Origin of the sequence: Zhongshania aliphaticivorans (genome assembly GCF_902705855.1) — a bacterium.
Classification (GTDB): domain Bacteria; phylum Pseudomonadota; class Gammaproteobacteria; order Pseudomonadales; family Spongiibacteraceae; genus Spongiibacter; species Spongiibacter aliphaticivorans_B.
The window spans coordinates 490538-507951 of sequence record NZ_CACSIJ010000001.1; the positions used below are offsets into that span (position 1 = coordinate 490538).

A 17414-nucleotide genomic window follows, 5' to 3' on the forward strand; every position below is an offset into this window, starting at 1 on the left:
TAATAAACAAACTAGAGTCGATATAGAACTGATTATCCTTTGATAGTTTAATAACAAGGTATAGTATTTACTGATATCTTTTAGCTATAAGAAAAAAGGCGCGATTGTGGCATCAAAAATAAAATCCCCAAGCATAAAGCAATTAAATTATTTTGTAGCGGTAGCCAAACACGCCAGTTACCGACGTGCTGCAGAAGAATTGGGAATGAGTCAACCCGCTCTGACCAATCAAATTGCGATTCTTGAGTCCACACTTAATACACCGCTATTCGAACGCTCCCGCGCCGGCACACTGCTTTCACCCAGCGGCAGGGATTTACTTGATGGCGCGCGCCAAGTTTTACTGAGTATGAAAGAATTTGAGGACATGGCCGCCGCCAAAAGTGACGGTCACCAAACAACATATCGGCTAGGGGTACCCCCTACTGTCGGTCCCTATTTACTACCTCATATATTACCGGACCTGCACGATCTTCACGTCAATTTGAAGTTATATGTACGCGAAGCTGCTCACCGAGAATTACAAAAAGATTTACTCGATGGTATTTACGATTTAGCCATCGTTCCGCTGCCACTGACCATTCCCCAACTTGCCATGACACCGTTATTTATTGAGCCCTTAAAATTTGTGGTGCCCTCAAACCACCCACTTGCCGGGCAAAAAAATATTACGCCGAGCAAATTACGCGGCGAAAAAATATTAACCTTGGAAGAAAAACATCACTTTCATTTACAGGTGCAGGAAATATGCGAACGTTGGGGCGCCGATCTGCAACGGGACTATGAAGGCACCAGCTTGGACACCTTACGGCAAATGGTGGTAATGGGAATGGGGGTTGCATTTTTACCGGGGCTCTACGTGCACTCAGAAATGCACAACCCAGAAGCGCTTTACGTTTGTGAATTACGCAATATTCCCATCCTGCGGAAACACGCGCTGGTCTGGCGCCCTAACGCTCCGAATAGAGCGTTTTATCGAGAGCTAGCCGCCGACATACGCGCAATCATCAATAAGCGATTGCGCGATGTTGTCGTCACTACCCGCTAGCTAAAACTCATCGCAATACCGAGAAAATAAGCCACCACGCCATAAAACCAGGTTTTTAGCGCCCGCCACCAATCTGACTGCTCGCGACTTTCTTTATCGACATTGGCCTGTTCTAAAATATAAGCGTGCAAGGCGAATGCGTCCTCTTCACTTAGTACCTCAGAGAAGCCAACCATCCCCGCCTTTTTCATCACACCATCCAAGACAATGGCGTTAAAATTATCGTGAAATGCCGTCGGTAAATGACGTAAATCAGGTATCGCACCATTTGAAATAACTTCTGTGCCATGACACGCACTGCAATAGCTATAGTAGAGTGTTCGGCCTTTTTCTAAAATGCGCTTATCATCAGTCAAGCGCGCCGGCGGCTCATGCATTTGCTTAAGCGGATTATCTGGTAGCGCTGGTGCAGTTCCACCTAACTTAAAGGTAAGCACACGACTTGGCGGTGGCGCGACCTCTTGCTCAAGGCCCGCAATCAAACCGAATGCACCGCCCCAACCTGCCAGAATTGTCACATACTGCTCGCCATCAACTGTGTACGTTACTGGCGGTGCCATTACGCCTGTATTCGCGTTAAACGACCACAGCTTTTCACCATTATCCGCACGAAATGCCAACACTTCGCCTTCAGCTGAACCCTGAAATACTAAGCCTCCTGCAGTTGCCAACAAGCCACCATTCCAAGTTAATTTATGTGGAACTTCCCAAACCGCCTTTTGCGTTGCGGGGTCCCAGGCTAATAATGCACCCTGGGTAATTTTACTGGTGAGTAGCTGAGCTAAAATAGGATCGGCAACCGACTGCTGCTGCATGTAAATCCCTAAGTTCCACTGCCCCCATTGATACAGATAATCATCAATAGCTTTATATTCAAACAAGCTATTAATAACAGGAATATAAACCAAACCTGTTTGCGGGCTGTACGCCATCGCTTGCCAGTTGTGGGCCCCCATGGAAGACGGGCGGATCATCTGTGGATCATCTAAATAGCGCGCATTTTTAGTTTCAACAGGACGCCCTGTCTCTAAATCATAGTGCGTCGCCCAATTCACATCAGAATAAGGTTCAGCAGAAAGTAATTTCCCATTTTCCCGATCGAGAATAAAAAAGAAACCATTTTTAGGCGCGTGCCAAATAACTTTGCGCTGCTCACCTTTAACATCCATATCCGCCAACATGATATGTTGACTCGCGGTGTAATCCCAAGACTCCGCAGGCGTTTCTTGATAGTGCCAAATGTATTCACCAGTATCGGGATTCAAAGCAACAATAGACGATAAATATAAATTATCGCCACCTTCAGGACTGCGAATTTTCGCATTCCAAGGAGAGCCATTGCCGACACCAATATACAACTGATCTAATTCGTTATCGTAAACAATAGAATCCCATACTGTGCCGCCGCCACCGTATTCCCACCATTTACCCGTCCACGTTTCGGCTGCAGCTTTCATAGCGTCATTTTCAAAACCATCAGCGGGATTAGCCGGCACCGTATAAAAACGCCAAAGTTGCTCCCCGGTATTCACATCGTAAGCGCTCACATAACCACGCACACCGTATTCTGCGCCGCCGTTACCAATAAACACCTTTCCGTTGGCAACCCGAGGTGCGCCGGTGATTGTGTAGGGGTATGATTTTAAATCAGCGGTTTCTACTTCCCACACTTTCTCACCGCTAGCCGCATCTAAGGCTATCAAACGCGCATCAAGCGTACCGAATATTATCTTCCCTTCATACGCAGCGACACCGCGATTCACCACATCACAGCAGGCCATTTTCGCCCACTCTTTCGGAACCTGCGGATCATATTTCCACAGCAGTTTTCCGCTTCGCGCATCAAGTGCGTACACCACGCTCCAGTTGCCCGTCAAATACAGCACGCCGTCAATGACAATGGGGGTAGCCTCGAGACCACGGTTATAATCAGTGTCAAAAGACCATGCCAAACTTAAATCTGCGACATTGCCAACATTAATGCTATCGAGTTCGCTATAACGCTGCTCTTTATAATCCTTGCCATATGAAAGCCAATTGTCTGCCGAATTAGCGATAATACTTTCAGTATTAACCGTGACTGAAGCATTAGCCAAGGTGAACATTGAATGGAATATTGCGGCAACAACAAGTATTGACGGCACAATATTTCTACTCAGTTTTAACATGATAATTTCCCACGTTTATTTTATTTATCTTTCATTCAAATACTGCCAGCTCAAACAAGCTCTGGATTAAACCCGACTTTATCCTTATAAAACGCCATTATTTCCACGATATCTTTTTCGTAATCACCCGTTGGGTAAAAGACCTTACCAATACCGGTCGTTCGCGTCTTAGTATCAAGAAAACCCAAATAAATTGGCACTCCGGCACCAACTGCAATGTGATAAAAGCCCGCCTTCCAATGCTCAACCTTGCTGCGGGTACCCTCGGGGGCAATTAACACCATCAGCTCATCTCGCGCAGCGTACTGCGCAACCATCTGGTCAACGGTGTTATGGGCCTTGCGGCGATCTATACCGATACCGCCAAGCCAACGCATAAGTGCACCGCCCCCCCCCTTCGGAAATAAACTGTGCTTACCTACCCAGTGCGGATCTAAACCTAACACAAAGGCCACCACCATCATGGTTGGGAAATCCCAATTACTGGTATGCGGCGCCGCAATCAGCATGTATTTTTTATCGATAGGTTTTTCGCCTACGATTCGCCACCCAATCAAGCACGTTATGATTTTAAATATCACACGGAAAAAGCCGCTCACTAAAGGCGTGCTAAAAATAGTACGGGTTTGCATGAAGTGCGGTCACTCAACAACTGACAGAAATCAATCCGCCGCTGTATTTATTTTGGTTACAGGGAGTTTACCAACTAGCAGGGCCAGCACAAGCGCCCTGTTATTCAGTGAGAGGAAATTAAACGATTCTTAATCTTTAAAATCTGCGGCCTTGCCTTCGCTGGCAGCGGTAATAGCTTGCATAACATCTTCAAAACTGAGCATGCCGCCATTCCATGTCGCCTGATAATCGAGGGCATCAGAGACACTGTGATCACGAGAATAAAGCAACATTTGCTTGCTACCACGAACCGCCAACGGTGATTTGCGGGCAATATCCTGCGCCAGTGCCGATACCGCTTCAATCATTTCTTCGTAATTGTCAAAACGGCGATTCACTAAGCCAATACGCTCAGCCTCAACAGCGTCGACATTGCGCCCCGTGTACGCCAACTCGCGCATCACACCCGCTGGAATGATATGTGGCAGCCTTTGCAGGGTGCCAACATCAGCCACCATACCGATATCAATTTCTTTGATTGAGAATTTAACGCCGTCTGCGCAGTAGCGCATATCACAGGCGCTAACAATATCGACACCGCCGCCTACGCAACTACCTTGGATTGCTGCTAACACTGGCTTACGGCAGCGCTCTATGGCCGTCAAATTACCCTGCAGGCGCAAAATAACGGCTCTAAACCACTCTACAAAACGTGATTTTTCCATACCCTCGGCAGATTGCGCCAAGCCAGCAAACATGGCCAAATCAATCCCCGCACAGAAGTGGCGTCCCTCGCCGCACAACACCACGGCACGGACCATCGGCTCTTGGTCCAACCATTCAAAGCAGCTTTGAATCTCGTCCCACATGGCTTCGTTCATGGCATTCGCCTTGTCAGGCCGGTTTAAAGCCACCCACGCAACGTGCTCTTCCATTCTTACTTTTAAGGTACTGTAATTTGGGGGAACTACCGTATTCATTATTATCTCCACTCTTTCACAAAATCAGACATATCCAATACCGGAAGCGGTTTGGCGTGCCCGTCGCGACTGCCTATGTACAAAAAACCAGAAATTTCCTCGCTGCTTTCTAAACCTAGCCCCTTGTGCACAATGGGGTCAAAAGCATTTACACCTGTGCGCCAAATACCCGCATAACCCAAAGCCTCTGTAGCCAACAAGGCGCCATGAGCGGCACAAGCCGCTGACAATTGCTGCTCAATTACCGGAATTTTAGGGTGATTTTCAATACGCGCTATCACAACAATAATCAGCGGTGCACGCAATGGCTGCAACCGAAAACGCTGGCAATCGGCCTCTGTCACAGCGGGGTCGCGCTGTGTTGCCGCATTGGCAAACACATCCCCCAATGCCGACAAGGCTTCTCCGCGAATCAATAAAAAACGCCACGGCCGCAAACGTCCGTGATCAGGAGCACGGCTCGCCGCGGCAAAAATGTCTTGTAACTCAGTATCACCCGGAGCGGGAGCACATAACTTTGCCGCAGAGTTGCGACTTTTAAGCAAGGTCAAAGCATCCATCACGCGGCTTGCCTTGCATCAATACGAAGTTGTTTCAATTGCTCAGGACTCACAGGCTCTCCAGTTTCATAATATTGTTTCATGCTTACGGCAACGTCACGAATAACACCACGAAATACTTTATGGAGTACGCGTTTATACAGAAATCTGCCAAGCACACCCCAGCGCATATCAAACATCAAGCTGGTTGTGAGCGCAGTTGAATTGTGGCCGGCGTCGTCTAGGCGGTAGCGAAACGCTGCTTTTGCAAACGGTGGTGGCGCGCCCTTGTCTTTATTGTGGAGCCGCAGTAAAAATCCGTGTCCTTCATTCCACTCAGCCACGGTTTCATCCATACCTTTGCCAGAGGTTTGAAACACTCTCCTGCTCGCGCCGACGCCTTCGGTCTTCGCTGTTGTTATCTCCGTACCGATAATATTGGGCACATAATGATGGGCAAGCGATAAGTTTTTCAACAAATCCCAAGCCTGCTCCCTCGGCATATTTATAACGACCCTCGCAGTCGCCTCATGTTTCATTGGCCATTTCCTCTGGGCAAAAAAATCCCCCAACTTGGTGGGGGGATCTATTCAACCATGATTTAGCAAGGCTGTCTCGGATTAAGAAACCTCAGGTCATACGGAGAAGTGGTTTAACAATCATGAATATCTGCGATCAAAATCTGCAGCATAGACCTCAATCCATTCGGCTGCGGCCTGTTCAGCGTCTATGTCACGACCTTCGTTCAGCTTTACTTCTTGACGATAATGCTCAATCAAACAAAGCTGCTCAACCACTCGAGCGCGGTAAGCATCACAGCCTTGATCAAACTCCAGCCCTAAGCGAAAACTCGCCTGTAAGGGACGGCACCACACAACCCTGCCTCGCCCGACTGACTCGTCAGACAAAGCCGGCACATAGAAATTAAGTTTGCTGCCGACCTTAATTCTGCGCGCCACATCAAACGCCAAGCCCGCAACACTCACATCCCGAAGATGCCCGCACCGCGAACCTGTCTCACCAGTAACTTTTACTGCGACAGGAATCTCATTGACGTGCCGGATAAATTCCCGCATAGAGCACGCGCCTCCGCCTCAATTTTATCGTGAGGTCTACCAACGTGAACCTTAGGCAGAAATTTATCTATCCGTATTTACCCGTGTTTCGAAAATTCAAGCACGCTGGAAAAGGCGCACTCAGAATCAATCCTGCTTCGGCAACCAAGAGGCATAAGGTGAGTCAAAATCTAAAGCCACCTTAGACGCCCAGCCTTTTATACCGATGCCATCGCGACTTAATTCAAGATCGCCACCATCCAACACGTTTTCACCAAATTGATAATGAACACTAAAACCCGTTTCACATGCTGAATCATCGTAGGCTGCGGCCGCAGCCTGCACCTGCTCGCGGCGAGCTAAATACGCATGCCACGCTTTCTCGCCATGGCGGCCTTTAAGCATTTTTTCGCTCAACAAAGGAGACAACAAAGTGACGCTAGCGTTGTTCCCACCAAAACCCTTGGCATTAAGGATAGCCACATCAAGACTGTCTGGCTCAAATTCCATATGCTCTTTTTGCAGACGTAAATTACTCTGATGAACATCGTCGGCAATATGATCAATGGTGGCAATACCAGGCAGGATATTGTCATTCCACACACCAAGGCTAGCTATAAGCTGATCGCCAGATGCCGCACCAATACTATGACCGATATAGGCCTTTATCGCCGCTACCGGCCAATTTTCGATACCGAAAGTCTTGGCGGTCTCATTCAAGATATGCGACTCCGTAACACGATTCTGTGGCGTGCTGGTGCCGTGTGACTGTACAAAACTGCGAGTTTTAATGGCCTTGTCACCAATAATCCCCGCGCCTGCGGCAACAGCCTTCGCCACGGTTAAATAATTACCAATACCGGGTGATGAAATTGATTTTTTATAGCCGTCAGCATTAATAAACACATCAGGTACCGAACCATGAATTTGTGCACCCAACTGCAAAGCAAGCTCGTCGTCAAACAACACAATAAACTGGGTCGACTCCGAAATAGTAAAGCCGCAGTTACTGCTAAAGGGCCGACTAGCGCGACGGTAATCGGGTTCCGTAAGGCCTTTTTCAGCGTCCAATTTCAGGAGTTCGGCATCTGAGGCCAAGGCCCCCATGGTGTAGTAGCCATCGATAATACGCGGATCAACACCCGACTCTGCCACCCCCACTACTGCAACCTTTGTCAAACCGTTGCGAATATCATTCACAGCTTGGCGCAGATTGTAAAAGAAGGTTGCACAAGCCCCAAGGCTAGGACCACTAGTGCCCACATTCCCCAAGACATAGGCGCTAACAAAGTCAGCGGGCATATCTGCCAAACCCAAGGCCAGCTGCTTAGAGCTCACACGTCCACCATTGGCCCGCGCACCAAGCAATCCGCCAAATCCGTTGTCATCCAACTGCGCCATTGCTGAACTAGCGTAAACACCCATTTGATCTGGGCGAATGCTGTCCATGACGGTTTGCCATTCAATACCCATCGATTTCAGCGCATCTGATGCCCCGCAAATCGCCATTTGTAAACCGCGCGGGTGATTGCGCGAGGAATATAAACTTGCCGGATCAAAGCCGGAGGGCAACTGTCCCGCCGACGACACTTCTATTTTGCGTGTAGTTGGCAGCAAAACATTACAACTCTCATTGACACTGACCGACACCTTGCCGCCATCGAGTTCTTTCACTTCCCAGCCACTGGGTAGAACGTCGGGTAAATCGCGAGCGCGAGTCACAAATTGCAAGACACCTTCGGTGCCGCTCAATGCCATGCGCTTATTCCAAGCAACCTGCTCAGTATCAAAAATATTGCCCTCAATTTTACGAATTAGGGTGTGATCACGCATGTGCTGGCGCTGTACTTCTTCCCCAGCCTGCTCCGCAGGAATTCCCATCACCGCCGCCAAGCTGCGGTAGGTACGACTGGCTTTATCCTGCGGTAAAGCATCAATCACTAAACGGCGATAACCATGATGAAATGAACTACGACCGGCAGCGTTTACACCGCCAAAACCCACAATAACTGGTAACTTGCTCACACTAATTCCTTACCCACAACACAATATAAATCAGGGGCTTAGTCTATCGGTATTAGGTAGATTGAAATAGAATATAACTGCCAATAAATAAGATGATTACGCCAACATGAAACAAGTTGCTCTGCTTGCCTTTAACGATGCCCTCGCCACTAGCATTAGCCTGCCTAGCGAACTGCTGACCGCCGCCAATAGTGTGTCGCGGCGAGACAGCCGCCAAGCCATCATTAGCTCAGAATTTGTAGGCCTAGACCGCTCGCCAATTAGTGTTTCTGGCGGGATGGAAGTGCACCCTAGCACCGACATCAGCAACGGCAAAGAATATGACCTAATCATTATCCCCAGCCGCTGGCGCCACCCCCACCGAGGCGCCCCCACTCGCCCAGATGTGCAACAATGGCTGCGCAGTCACGAAGCTCGTGGCGCGGAAATCTGCGCAGTGGGTAACGGCAGTTATTTCCTTGCCGAGGCGGGGTTATTAGATGGCCGCGTCGCTACCACCCATTGGCATTATTTCGATGACTTTGCGGCCCGCTATCCAACTGTCGCCTTACATCGCGACTATCTCATCACCCAAGCCGACAATATATTCTGCACCGGCAGCGTTAACTCCGCCGCCGATCTCGTCATTCATCTTATAGACCGTAACTGGGGGCCCTCCATCGCTAGCCGCGTTGCCCAGCAATTTTCACCTGAAAGCCGACGGCCCTTCTCCCGCAATAGCTATCGCGTCAATCGCAATGACTTACACCGCGACGAAACCATCGCCTTGGCCCAAAATTGGCTGGCGCGTTATATTGCCAACCCCTTAAACATTCCAGAATTAGCGAAACAAAGTGGACTCAGCGAACGCAGCTTTCACCGCCGCTTTCGGCAAGTCACCGGCATGCCACCCCTGCAATATTTGCAAAAGTTACGCATCGAGCTCGCCCAAGATTTATTGCAACACAGCAACTTAAGTATTGTCGAAATCGGTCAGCAATGTGGCTATAGCGACGCCAGCTATTTTTGTCGCCTATTTAAGCAACATAGCAGTGCCAGCCCTGGGGAATACCGTCGCGCCGTGCGCCGAAAACTCTTTGAAGTGAACAAATCGTGATAGCCGCTATTACTCAGCAAAATGCCCTCAAGCCTTGAAAATCGGGGCTTGGCGTGGCTAAATGTGCCGCCTCTAAAAATTCCTTCTTTTTAATTTAGCGTCTAAAGGCCGCGTTATTTTGCGTCTAGACGGCAAACCACAGGGAAATCATCCTATGTCTGACTCCGTATATATTGTTTCTGGCGCTCGTACGCCTATGGGCGGCATGCTCGGCTCATTAAGCTCACTCACCGCTGTGGAGCTCGGCACCACCGCCATCGCAGAAGCAGTTAAGCGCGCCAATATCGACGCAGGTAAAATTGAAGACGTTATTATGGGCTGCGTATTGCCCGCTGGCTTAAAGCAGGGTCCCGCTCGCCAAGCCGCTATTGCGGCAGGTATTCCTAAATCTACCGGCGCCGTTACCGTCAACAAGCTCTGCGGTTCTGGTATGCAAACCACCATATACGCCCACGACCAGATTAAAGCGGGCAGCTGCGACATTATTGTTGCAGGCGGCATGGAAAGCATGACCAATGCACCCCACCTTGTTTTAAACGCGCGTAAAGGCGTGGGCACCGGCGGCAAGGGCTTTGAAGATCATATGTTCTTCGACGGCCTGCAAGATGCTTATACTGGCCGAATGATGGGTAGCTTTGCGCAACAAACTGCTGACGATAACGGCTTTACCCGTGAAGCGATGGATGCCTATGCAATTGAATCGCTTAACCGCGCCTGCACCGCCATTAAAAACGGCTCACTGAAAGCAGAAACTGCGCCAGTAACAGTCACGTCACGAAGCGGTGAAACCATCGTCACTGACGACGAGCAACCACTCAAAGCCTCACTCGAAAAAATTCCAACACTTCGTCCAGCTTTCTCCAAGGACGGCACCATTACTGCGGCAAACGCCAGCTCGATTTCTGACGGCGCATCGGCAATGGTATTAATGAGTGAAAAAGCCCTGAAAGAAACCGGCGCAAAGCCCATGGCCCGCATCGTTGCTCATAGCCGCCAATCTTTGGAGCCTGCACTTTTCACTACAGCACCTGTTGGCGCAATGCAGCAACTGCTGGCAAAAACGGGTTGGAGCAAAGATGACGTTGATCTTTGGGAAATCAATGAAGCCTTTGCCATGGTCACCATGCTGGCTATTCGCGATCTAGAGCTAGACCACGCAAAAGTGAATGTGCATGGCGGTGCTTGCGCCCAAGGCCACCCAGTAGGTTCTACTGGTGCACGAATCATCATCAGTCTGATGTATGCCCTTCAGCAATATGGCAAAAAGCGCGGTATCGCCTCGCTGTGCATCGGCGGCGGTGAAGCCCTTGCCGTGGCAATTGAGCTAGTCTAATTTACTAGCTGTTCGCGGCCAGAGAATATTCTGGCCGCTCTTCTCCCGCTACACCCAAGCCTTCATTTTTCGTTTTTAACTCCGCCGTCTGGCGTATAATCTCGTATTATTCTTTTATCCTATAACGAGGACCACCCCATGACCGCAATCGGTCGTACTAGCCGCCTTAAAATTAGCCGCCACACTCAGGCGGGATATTATTTAGACGGCGGCAAATTGGGAGATATATTTTTAAGCCGTAAAAACTCACCAGAAAACTGCGAACTTGGCGACGAATTAGAGGTGTTTGTTCTCCACCACAGTGACGGTAGTCTAATTGCCACCACTAAAACACCACTTGGACAAGTTGGTGATGTGCTGCCATTAAAAGTCTCACAAATTAACGATACCGGCGCGTTTCTAGACTGGGGTTTGGACAAAGAGTTGCTACTCCCTTATGCCGAGCATATGGGTGAAATTACCGCTGGAAAAACCGTACTGGTTAAAATTTATCTCGATAAAGGCTACCGCATCGTCGCGTCAATGAAGCTAGACGAATTTATTGAAGACACCGCACCACACCTCACCCGCGGACAGTCCTTCACTGTCACTGTCGCCAATAAAACCGAACTCGGCTACAAAGCGGTGATAGAAAATCAATATTGGGGATTACTTTACGACAGCGATCTTGTGCGCCCTATTCGCAAGGGCGAAACACTCACTGCCTACGTAAAAAAAATCCGTGACGACGGCCGTATCGACTTAAGTATACAGCCCGTTCTTACAGTGAGCAGCACTGACATAGCAAGCAATATCATCAGTCAATTAGAAGCAAACGATGGTTTTCTCGACGTTGGCGACAAAAGCCCGCCAGAGAAAATCTACGCACAATTTGGTGTCAGTAAGAAAATTTTCAAACAAACTACTGGTCGCCTTTACAAGCAACAACGTATAACGTTTGAAGACGGCGGAATTCGATTAGTGAAGTCGTAAATATCCTTTTCCTGCTGATACACCATAGTCAGAATAAGGAAACATAAATGGATGCAATGACATTTCTTAGCGCGCAATGCAGCCCGCTCAGATTAGCCGTGATAGACAACGATGGCTTTCCAATCGCGTGCTCGCTTTGGTACATCGTCGACGGCGATCACATACTTTGTGCGAGCCATGCCTCTGCCAAAATAATTCGCGTATTAAAGAAAAATCCACATTGCGCCTTCGACGTATCCGTCAATGATCTGCCCTATCGAGGCGTGAGAGGCAAGGCCGTTGCCACACTCGAAAAAGACAGTGACGGGCTTGTGCTTACCAAACTGATTGATCGCTATGTTGGGGATTCTCAACCCAGCCTAAAGAAATGGTTGCTGAGCCGAAGCGCAGATGAATATGTCATCCGGCTAGAGCCTAAGACCTTATCAGATTGGGATTACGGCAATCGAATGCAGGGCAGTTAAACTGCCCCGTCTCTAATAAATTTACAAATTATTTACTACGTTTTACCTTCTCACCAAGAGTCGCGAGCAAGACATAAAACAGTGGTACAAATACTGTAGCCAAAAATGTCGCCAACAGCATTCCGCCAATCACGCCGGTACCCAATGATGTACGACTGGCAGCCCCTGCACCGCTCGACAATGCCAGCGGCAAACAACCCAAGGTGAATGCGAGCGAGGTCATGACAATGGGACGGAAACGTAACCTGATAGCCTCAACTGCCGAGTCGGCAATAGACATTCCCTGCCGCTGCTTTTGCATTGCAAATTCCACGATTAATATCGCGTTCTTACTGGCCAAGCCAATCAAACAAACAAGGCCGATTTGGAAATAAATATCGTTTTCCAAACCCCGCATCCATGTCGCCAAGATGGCGCCCAACAATGCAAAAGGCACCGCTAAAATAACAGCGGCGGGAATAATCCAGCGCTCATACTGGGCAGCCAAAATCAAAAACACCATTAACACTGCCAATATAAATGCCTGACTACCAGAACCGCTAGACGCTTTTTCTTGATACGAACTACCCACCCAACCCAAATCAAAATCAGAGCTCAGCGCCTCGGCGGCAACGCGCTCTAAGGCAGCTATTGCATCACCAGAACTATAGCCTTCGGCCGGATTACCCAATACCTTTGCAGCCGCAAAACCATTAAACCGGCTCACGGTATCTGGCCCTACAATACGCTCTACTTGCAACAGTGAACGTAGCGGTACCAAGCTGCCGGAATCAGCCCGAACAAAGACTTTGCCTAAATCATCTGGCGAGGTTCTAAAGTCTTCTTCCGACTGCAGGTTTACCTGAAAGCTTCGTCCATACAAGGTGAAATCGTTAACGTACAAGCTACCAAAAGTCGCCTGCATTGTACTGAACACATCCGCCACAGGAACACCCAAACTCAGGGCTTTCTCACGATCTAAGGTCAAGCGATATTGCGGCGTATTAATATCGAAGGTGGTGTTAACGCCGGTCAATTCCGGTTGTTTATTAGCTAAATCCAAAAACGCATGTAGCTGTTTTTCCATTTCAATAAAATCGCTGCTACCGCGATTCTGCACAAAAAACTCAAAGCCACCCGTACTACTCAAACCGATAATCGGCGGCGGGTTAAATGCAAACATTTGACCATCTAAAAGATCGCTACCTAGCAAAGGCAAACTATGTGCCATTTCCTCTGAGCTCTGGCGCAACTCCTGCCGTTCATCCCAATCCTTGAGCATGATAAACGACACACCCGCATTGGTCTTTTGCGCCGAAGCCAATAAATCAAAACCAGAAAACGTCATCAAACTACGCACTTCATCCTGTTCTAAAATGCGCTTGTTCATCACATCCGTCACCGCCATAGTCCGCGACAACGACGCAGCCGGCGGCGTTTTATATGCCATGATGATATAACCTTGATCTTCACTCGGCACCAAACTACTAGGAACAATGCTGAACAAATACCAAAGGCCCAGCATCAATCCAGCAAATACACTTAGACCAATAAGCCAATGGTCTATAATCGATTTTGTAACCCTCACATAGCCATCGCGAAGCACACCAAACCAGCGATTAAAGCCACCGAGGAAACCGGTTTCACGTGGTGCATGAACCTTGCTTTTTAGCAGCATTGAACACAGTGCAGGTGTCAGTGTTAACGCCACGATCCCCGACAAAATAACAGAAACTGAAATTGCGACAGCAAACTGTCGATACATTTCGCCGGTTAAACCATCCATAAAAATAACCGGCAAGAACACCGCGCACAACACCAGAACAATAGCGACCAAAGGCCCAGACACTTCTTCCATAGCACGTTTTACTGCAGTGTCTGCGTCAACGTGTTGTTCTTCCATTATTCGCTCAACGTTCTCGATCACAATAATCGCGTCATCTACAACAATGCCAATGGCGAGAATTAATCCAAACAGCGTCAATAAATTAATAGAGAAACCAACAATATAAAGCCCTGCAAAGGTGCCGATGATCGACACCGGAATCGCCAGTAGGGGAATAATAGTTGCCCGTACGTTTTGCAAGAAAATAAACATGACCAGCACAACGAGTACTAAGGCCTCAAAGAAGGTGATAATGACTTCTTTTATCGAATGTTCTACAAACACCGTGGTATCAAAGGCCAAACTTAAGTTAACGCCCTGCGGTAACTTTTCGCGCACACGAGCAAGTACCTCCTGCGCATGTTTGGCGGTTTCTATGGCGTTTGCACCAGGCTGTAAATACATTGCCACCGGCACCGCAGCTTGGCCATTAAATGCGCCTTGGAAGGCATAATCCTTCGCACCCAATTCAACGCGCGCAACATCCCCTAAGTGCAAGGTGGCCCCAGAATTGTCTGTGCGTAAAATAATATCTTCAAATTCCGCGACAGTGGCTAAGCGCCCCTGTGTTGTCACCGTGTAGGTAAATGGCGCATCGTGAACCAAGGGCTCGGCAGCAAATTTACCTGCGGCAAAATTCGCATTTTGCTCACGCACCGCTTGTGCCACGTCTGCTGGTGTTAATGCAAATTCTGCAAGGCGATCTGGCTGCAGCCAAATTCGCATCGAATAATCTTTTGCACCTAACAAACTAGCATCACCAATACCCGGTAAACGCCGCAACTCATCAACGATATTCAGCAACGCGTAATTACTTAAATAAATGGCATCGTACTGCGGATAATCTGAGGTCAGCGCATAAATCATGAGAATGCTGGTTGAACGTTTGCTGACTTGGATTCCCAATCGTTTTACCGCCTCCGGCAAACGATTTTCTGCGACTGCAACGCGGTTGCTCACATTAATCGCGGCTTGATCCGGATCCGTCCCAGTAGCGAATACCACGCTGATACTCACCGTGCCGGAGGCAGATGCCTGAGTCGACATATACAACATGCCATCAACGCCGTTTATCTGCTGCTCCAATGGCGCAGCTACGGTTTCAGCAATGGTCTCTGCATTGGCACCAGGATAGGTTGCAGAAACGACAATCTCTGGCGGTAAAAACTCAGGGTATAAAGCGATGGGCAAACGCCCCATCGCCGTAGCGCCGCCAAGTAAAATCATGAGGGATATAACTATTGATAGAACTGGGCGATCAATAAAGAAACGTGCGTTCACTCAGCGTCACCCTCCGTGGCAGCCGAATCCACCGGTGCAGAATCAGACTCAGCAGAATCTTGTTCTTCAGGCTTGCTCGAAACTGGATCACCTTCTGGCGTCAATTCACGTGGAGCAAGTACTGCGCCTGGCTGAACGCGGGACACACCATCAACAACAATCAGGTCACCACTTTCAACACCAGACTCAATGATTACGCCGTCGTCAGCATCCATACCTAAGGTGACGTTTAATATTTCTGCTAGATTATCTTTACCCACTTTATAAACGTAAGTGCCTTGCGCACCCTGCAATACCGCCCGCGCGGGTAACACTATCGAGTTCAGGCTCATCAAACCATGCAACTTAACCCGCAAAAACTGACCGGGCAGCAGCGTGTTATCAGGATTAGGAATAATAGCGCGCAGCTGAACGGTTCCCGTTCTACGATCAATGGCACTCTCTGTAAAATTTACTTGACCGAAATGTGGGTATGGTTCGCCTTGACCAACAAGAATTTCTACTTCTCGCTTCCCTTCAAACGCGGCCTCTCCCCGGTCGATCATGCGCCTGACGCCCAACACTAATTTGTCTGGCAGCGACACGTTAACCCACAGTGGGTCAAGCTGGGTGATGGTAGTTAACAAGCTGTTCTCAGGGCCGACCAAACTGCCTTCAGAAACCGCTTCACGACTGGTGATTCCTGCTATTGGCGCCTTCACCTGAGTGTAATCAAGATTAATCTTTGCCGCCTGCACCTCGGCTTCCGCCAGCTTTACTGCCGCCTTGGCAAAATCCAAATCTGACTCGGTATCGTCACGTTCGCGGCGACTAATAGCATTGGTTTTAATCAATTCCTGCGCACGCTGCCAGCGGCGTTGCGCGGCAGACAAGGTGGCGTTGGCTTGCGCTAACTGGGCTTTTACACGATTTAACGCCACCTCAAACGGCGCCGCATCAATTTCAAATAACAGCTGACCCGCTGTAACGGCTTGCCCCTCGGTATAAGCGCGGCGTAATAAAATGCCTTCAACACGCGCTCGAATTTGTACTTCCTTAGAACCGACTGTCCGCCCTGGGTACAATCCGCCAATCGGCACTGAGTGCTCCATCGCGCGAAGCACATTCACCTCAATAGGCGAATGAGCCTGCTCCGTCGGACTCTCTTCACCGCAGGCACCGAGAGCAAATAGGATAAAAACACAAAGCAGGATGAAACCAAAGCGGGACGAAAAAGATAGCACTAGCGAACGCCTCTAACTAAGCAAGATATGAACTTTACTTTACATACATGCATACATGTATGTAAAGTAAAGTTTCTGTAAAATGCAGCACAACAAATAATAGCTAGGTTAGTTACCATGAGACGATCCAAGGCCGATGCGGAAATAACACGTGCGCGTATTCTTGACTCCGCAGGCAAACTCTTTGCCATACAAGGTATTACCCGCACTAGACTAACTGATGTCGCGGCTGAAGCAGGTGTGACCCGTGGCGCGATTTATTGGCACTTTAAGGATAAAGAAGCATTAATCGAAGCCATGATGGACAGCGTCGGCGCACCTACCGATGCCGCATTGGAAGCGCTTAGCAACGCGAGAAAAGATGAGATTTTGTCGTTGAATATGCTAAGAGACGTTATTGTTGACGCCTTTAAACGAAGCAATCAACAACCCGCCCTAGAGCAAATAACACGGTTTGTTTTTAGGTATTCATTATGCAATGAAAGTGAATCACTCACCAATCGCATCAACAGCGACCGAAAATTAGCTATCACTAGACTACAGCGCTTTATTAGCAACGCACAAAAGGCCGAGTTAATAAGAGCAGATCTGAGCCCAGAATGCCTTGCCATTCATACCCACACTCATATCATTGGTTTATTCCACCACCATCTAAGCTCCCCCTTCCCCGGCCTTTCTGCCGAGTACGTCGCCACCTCGCTGGACTTATTATTCGACGGGATCAAAGTAAAGCCGTGTAAGCCATAAATCACAG

Annotated in this window: 15 protein-coding genes; 6 read left to right on the top strand and 9 right to left on the bottom strand. The window is 48.7% G+C overall.

Translation table 11 applies throughout. The features are described 5' to 3' along the window. Positions 1–106 precede the first annotated feature (106 nt). Complete coding sequence (locus GVJ32_RS02235; RefSeq protein ID WP_235035009.1) at positions 107–1048, top strand: hydrogen peroxide-inducible genes activator; 942 nt, start codon at positions 107–109, stop codon at positions 1046–1048. Here GVJ32_RS02235 and GVJ32_RS02240 read toward each other — a convergent pair. From GVJ32_RS02240 to GVJ32_RS02270, 7 genes are all read right to left on the bottom strand, one after another. Beyond that, positions 1045–3216 carry a PQQ-dependent dehydrogenase, methanol/ethanol family gene (locus GVJ32_RS02240; RefSeq protein WP_235035011.1) on the bottom strand — a complete coding sequence of 724 codons (2172 nt, stop codon included), beginning with the start codon at positions 3214–3216 and terminating at the stop codon, positions 1045–1047. The two genes, GVJ32_RS02235 and GVJ32_RS02240, sit on opposite strands and share 4 nt — an antisense overlap. Positions 3217–3266: 50 nt before the next feature. Beyond that, entirely contained in the window at positions 3267–3848 is a 582-nt protein-coding gene (locus tag GVJ32_RS02245) for a lysophospholipid acyltransferase family protein (RefSeq protein WP_159238413.1), read from the bottom strand. A 129-nt stretch (positions 3849–3977) separates the two neighbouring features. Then, positions 3978–4808, bottom strand: a complete 831-nt coding sequence (locus GVJ32_RS02250; RefSeq protein ID WP_159238414.1) for a crotonase/enoyl-CoA hydratase family protein — start codon at positions 4806–4808, stop codon at positions 3978–3980. Positions 4809–4810: 2 nt separating this feature from the next. Continuing rightward, on the bottom strand, positions 4811–5368 hold the full coding sequence (locus tag GVJ32_RS02255; protein WP_159238620.1) for a nitroreductase family protein: 558 nt from the start codon (positions 5366–5368) through the stop codon (positions 4811–4813). Continuing rightward, positions 5368–5886 (bottom strand): SRPBCC family protein, encoded by a 519-nt coding sequence (locus tag GVJ32_RS02260; RefSeq protein WP_159238415.1) that lies wholly within the window; start codon positions 5884–5886, stop codon positions 5368–5370. The genes GVJ32_RS02255 and GVJ32_RS02260 overlap by 1 nt, the downstream gene beginning before the upstream one ends. 120 nt (positions 5887–6006) lie before the next feature. Next, entirely contained in the window at positions 6007–6423 is a 417-nt protein-coding gene (locus tag GVJ32_RS02265; protein ID WP_159238416.1) for a PilZ domain-containing protein, read from the bottom strand. Positions 6424–6549: 126 nt separating this feature from the next. Continuing rightward, positions 6550–8427, bottom strand: coding sequence for a beta-ketoacyl synthase (locus tag GVJ32_RS02270; RefSeq protein WP_159238417.1), 1878 nt, complete (start codon positions 8425–8427; stop codon positions 6550–6552). 106 nt (positions 8428–8533) lie between these two features. On the opposite strand from GVJ32_RS02270, the gene GVJ32_RS02275 reads away from it, so the two are divergent. From GVJ32_RS02275 to GVJ32_RS02290, 4 genes are all read left to right on the top strand, one after another. Then, entirely contained in the window at positions 8534–9523 is a 990-nt protein-coding gene (locus GVJ32_RS02275; protein ID WP_159238418.1) for a GlxA family transcriptional regulator, read from the top strand. A gap of 154 nt (positions 9524–9677) precedes the next feature. Next, entirely contained in the window at positions 9678–10856 is a 1179-nt protein-coding gene (locus tag GVJ32_RS02280) for a thiolase family protein (RefSeq protein ID WP_159238419.1), read from the top strand. A 138-nt stretch (positions 10857–10994) separates the two neighbouring features. Beyond that, on the top strand, positions 10995–11828 hold the full coding sequence (locus tag GVJ32_RS02285; RefSeq protein ID WP_159238420.1) for a CvfB family protein: 834 nt from the start codon (positions 10995–10997) through the stop codon (positions 11826–11828). Positions 11829–11875: 47 nt separating this feature from the next. Then, positions 11876–12292 carry a pyridoxamine 5'-phosphate oxidase family protein gene (locus tag GVJ32_RS02290; protein ID WP_159238421.1) on the top strand — a complete coding sequence of 139 codons (417 nt, stop codon included), beginning with the start codon at positions 11876–11878 and terminating at the stop codon, positions 12290–12292. 28 nt (positions 12293–12320) lie between these two features. Here the strand turns inward: GVJ32_RS02290 and GVJ32_RS02295 are convergent, their stop codons facing one another. Together GVJ32_RS02295 and GVJ32_RS02300 are read right to left on the bottom strand one after the other, a co-directional pair. Next, on the bottom strand, positions 12321–15437 hold the full coding sequence (locus tag GVJ32_RS02295) for an efflux RND transporter permease subunit (RefSeq protein WP_159238422.1): 3117 nt from the start codon (positions 15435–15437) through the stop codon (positions 12321–12323). Next, positions 15434–16660, bottom strand: coding sequence for an efflux RND transporter periplasmic adaptor subunit (locus GVJ32_RS02300; RefSeq protein ID WP_159238423.1), 1227 nt, complete (start codon positions 16658–16660; stop codon positions 15434–15436). Before GVJ32_RS02300 ends, GVJ32_RS02295 begins: the two co-directional genes overlap by 4 nt. Before the next feature lie 117 nt (positions 16661–16777). On the opposite strand from GVJ32_RS02300, the gene GVJ32_RS02305 reads away from it, so the two are divergent. Beyond that, entirely contained in the window at positions 16778–17407 is a 630-nt protein-coding gene (locus GVJ32_RS02305) for a TetR family transcriptional regulator (protein ID WP_159238424.1), read from the top strand. The last annotated feature ends 7 nt before the right edge of the window (positions 17408–17414 follow it).